A 3,833-nucleotide genomic window follows, 5' to 3' on the forward strand; every position below is an offset into this window, starting at 1 on the left:
GTCGTTCGATTCCTTGAATCAACGTTTGCCCCTCCTGCCCGGATGACTCGCGCAGAGGGTATTTCAACAGGCTGCTAAATCAAAAATTCAGATAATCAATTTCTATTAGCGAATAGTGATCGAAAGTTGATTTATCGCAGTTAATGCCAAAGGCAATCAACTACGAACGCGTCACATGAACGCACCTCAAGAAATCGCAACTTTTCCGTGTAAAGTGAACGATCTATGTGTATTGTCCCGAGTAGCACCGTAACGGTAGATAGCGCATCAATATGCGCTAAAGAGAGACCAAAATGAAACCCGACCACTCCCAAAAACCTCGCCAGAACAGCCACGTTAAATTCATCTACAGACGGACGCGTCGATTCATTCGACTAACGCTCTCGATCTCACGGAACAGGGCGACTGGCGCCAAGCTTTTCTCCCGTGCATTTCGTCCAACCGGCGCCTTATTCGCCGGCGCTGCTTTATTCGTGATAATCATTCCGGCGAACAAGATAATCGTTAGCGCTCAGATTTTTTATTGATGCCAGACGATTCACGACAACTAAAATCCGGAGAACGGTCGACGCTTTTCGCACGCGATTTGTCACGCCGTGCGATCCGTGACCGTTCTTCATATTCATCGGTCAACTCCTGACCTCCAACCTAAGCTATTGCATGCCCTGCCCGCACCATGTAGCTTCGGACGGCGAGTAGAACCAGAAAGCCCGTTCCTCGACCCGGAAACCCAGAATCAGCTCATCGCCCATGACCACCCGCCGCGACTTCCTGCGCGTCACCGCCGCCGCGGCGCTCGCCACGCAAGCCCACGCCGCCGATCCCTCCCCGTCGCCCATGCATACCCGCCCGATCCCCGCGACAAACGAGCCCTTGCCCGTCGTCGGTTGCGGCACCTGGCGCACCTTTGACGCCGGCAACGATCCGGCGCGCCGCCAGGAGCTAGCCGAAGTCTTGCGCGTGCTTTTCGCGGCAGGCGGCTCGGTGATCGATTCGTCGCCGATGTACGGCTCGTCGGAGGCCGTCGCGGGCGCGCTGCTCGCGCAATCGCATGCACGCGACAAGGCGTTCATCGCGACGAAGGTCTGGACCGACGGCAAAGAGGCCGGCATCGCGCAGATGGAGCAATCGCTGCGTTTGTGGCAGACCGATCGCATCGACCTCATGCAGATCCACAACCTGCTCGACTGGCGCACGCATGTCGCCACGCTGCGCGACTGGAAAGCCGCCGGCAAAGTGCGCTACATCGGCGTCACGCACTACACGTCCAGCGCGTTTGCCCAGGTCGAAGCGGTGCTGCGTTCGGAGCGCATCGATTTCGTGCAGATCAATTACGCCGCCAACGACCGCGATGCCGAAGCGCGCCTCTTGCCCCTCGCCGCCGAGCGTGGCGTCGCGGTGATCGTCAATCAGCCCTTCGGCGGCGGGTCGCTGCTCGCGAGTCTGCGCAACCGGCCGCTGCCGGATTTCGCGCAGGAAATCGGCTGCGCCTCGTGGGCACAGCTCCTGCTGAAATTCGTGCTCGGCAACCCGGCCGTGACGTGCGTGATTCCCGGCACGGGACGGCGCGAATATATGATCGACAATGCGCGCGCGGGCGTCGGCATCTATCCCGATGCGGCGATGAGAAAGCGCATCGCCGACGCGGTTGCGTAAGGAGATGAACATGAGCGATCCGTACCATCTGCAGCGTTTCGTCGACGCGCAGCAAAGCGTCATCGACGACGTGCGCGCCGAGCTTTCCGCCGGCCGCAAGCGCACGCACTGGATGTGGTTCGTCTTCCCGCAGATCGCCGGTCTCGGACACAGCGCAATGGCGCAGCACTACGCGATCTCGTCGCGCGAAGAAGCCCGCGCCTATCTCGCGCATCCCGTGCTGGGCGCGCGGCTCGTCGAATTGACCCGCGTCGTCAACGGCGTGCACGGACGCGGCGCCGATCAGATCTTCGGCTATCCGGACGATATGAAATTTCATTCGTCGATGACACTTTTCGCGCGCACCGCCGACGATCCGAACGTTTTCAACGAAGCGCTGCGCCGTTACTTCGAAGGCCGGTCCGACGACGCGACGCTCGCCCGTCTGCACTGACGGGCATGCCTGTTGCGCGCCGGAAAACGTCCACGTTCTTCGGGAGCCGAGCCATGAGTCAAGCGTTCAAACTGCACGATCGCGTCCGCTGGAATACGCCGCAAGGTGAGACGACGGGCCATATCGTGCGCATCGTCACCGAGCGCACGACGCTCGACGGCCACACGGTCGACGCATCGCGCGACGATCCGCATTTCGAAGTGCAAAGCGACAAGAGCGGCAAGCGCGCCGTCCATAAAGGCGACGCGCTCACGCGGCTGTCGCACTGAGCCGCGCATCCGGCAACCGCAAGCGCCGTGCGTTGGCACTATTGCAGTGCGCGCGGTGCGACCAGACACCGTTCCTACAAAAGCCACGAATAACGTTAGAATCCTAACGCGCTGAAAGCTTGAATCGCGCAATTCCATTTCCAGCTTCGCCCAAATCCTTTAAGGACTCGAAACAATGAAATCAAAACTCGTGGCACTGCTCGTTGCATCGTCGGCGTTTGGCCTGACTTCCACGGCCACGTTCGCACAAGTCGCGGGCACGCAGCCGATCGGTGTATCGGTGGAAGTCTCGACGGCTATCATCGATGGCTGGAGCATCAAGAAATCCGTGCTGAACAAGCCCGTCGTCAACGAACAAGGTGAGCGCGTCGGCGTGGTCAACGACATCATCGTTGCACCGGACAAGTCCGTTTCGTTCGCGATCATCGCGGCGAGCAAGTTTCTCGGCGTGGCGCGTCATGATGTCGCGATTCCCATCGAACAACTCGACGTGAAGGACGGCAAGTTCGTGCTCGCGGGCGCAACGAAGGACGCGATCAAGGCGCTGCCCGAGTTCCAGTACAACAAGGTGAAGACGACGCCGACCCCGCGCGCGCAATTCAACCAGCATTAATTCGCCGCTGTACATGACGGGGCGGCCGCGCCGCCCCGCTCGTCGACGCGCCGCTCAACCCAACGGAGTCCGCCGATGTTCAAAGCTCTCATTCTCGAAAAGCAGGACGACCGCACGGTCGCATCCATTCAGTTGATCGACGAAGCTCGCCTTGCTGCATCCGCTGACGGTGGCGATGTGCTCGTGCGCGTCGACTTCTCCACGCTCAATTACAAAGACGGACTCGCGATCACGGGCAAAGCCCCGGTCGTGCGCACGTGGCCGATGGTGCCCGGCATCGACTTCGCGGGTGTCGTCGAATCGAGTTCGCATCCGGATTACAAGCCCGGCGACAAGGTCGTGATGAACGGCTGGGGCGCCGGCGAAACGCATTGGGGCGGGCTCGCGCAGAAAGCGCGCGTGCCGGCCGATCATCTGATTGCGCTGCCCGCGAACATCACGACGCGCCAGGCGATGGCCGTCGGCACCGCAGGCTATACCGCGATGTTGTGCGTGCAGGCGCTGGAAAAACACGGCATCGGCACGAACGATGGCGACGTGCTGGTGACGGGCGCGAATGGCGGCGTCGGCAGCTTCGCGGTGGCGATTCTGGCGAAACGCGGCTATCGCGTGATTGCATCGACCGGCCGTCCCGAAGAAGCCGCGCGGCTGCGCGAATTGGGTGCGGCGGACATCGTCGAGCGCGCGACGCTTTCCGAGCCGGGCAAGCCGCTGCAGAAAGAGCGCTGGGCGGCGGCCGTCGATTGCGTCGGCAGCCATACGCTTGCGAACGTGTGCGCGAGCCTGCGCTATGGCGGCGCGGTCGCCGCGTGCGGCCTCGCGCAAGGCATGGATTTCCCCGCGACGGTCGCGCCGTTCATCC

5 protein-coding genes are annotated in these 3,833 nt (G+C 61.5%); all 5 read left to right on the plus strand.

Translation table 11 applies throughout. The features are described 5' to 3' along the window. The first annotated feature begins 750 nt into the window (after positions 1-750). Positions 751-1,656, plus strand: a complete 906-nt coding sequence (locus AWB82_RS36215) for an aldo/keto reductase (protein WP_086974046.1) — start codon at positions 751-753, stop codon at positions 1,654-1,656. Between the two features lie 10 nt (positions 1,657-1,666). After that, positions 1,667-2,089 carry a DUF1810 domain-containing protein gene (locus AWB82_RS36220; RefSeq protein WP_086974047.1) on the plus strand — a complete coding sequence of 141 codons (423 nt, stop codon included), beginning with the start codon at positions 1,667-1,669 and terminating at the stop codon, positions 2,087-2,089. Between the two features lie 53 nt (positions 2,090-2,142). Beyond that, positions 2,143-2,358, plus strand: a complete 216-nt coding sequence (locus AWB82_RS36225; protein WP_086974048.1) for a hypervirulence associated TUDOR domain-containing protein — start codon at positions 2,143-2,145, stop codon at positions 2,356-2,358. 175 nt (positions 2,359-2,533) lie between these two features. Next, the gene (locus AWB82_RS36230) at positions 2,534-2,971 is read left to right on the plus strand and encodes a PRC-barrel domain-containing protein (protein ID WP_086974049.1); all 438 of its coding nucleotides are present in this window, start codon (positions 2,534-2,536) and stop codon (positions 2,969-2,971) included. A gap of 75 nt (positions 2,972-3,046) precedes the next feature. Beyond that, positions 3,047-3,833 (plus strand): acrylyl-CoA reductase (NADPH) (acuI, locus tag AWB82_RS36235; protein WP_086974050.1); only part of this gene is annotated, 787 nt, incomplete at its 3' end.

Source organism: Caballeronia glebae (assembly GCF_001545035.1).
GTDB classification, from domain to species: Bacteria; Pseudomonadota; Gammaproteobacteria; order Burkholderiales; family Burkholderiaceae; genus Caballeronia; species Caballeronia glebae.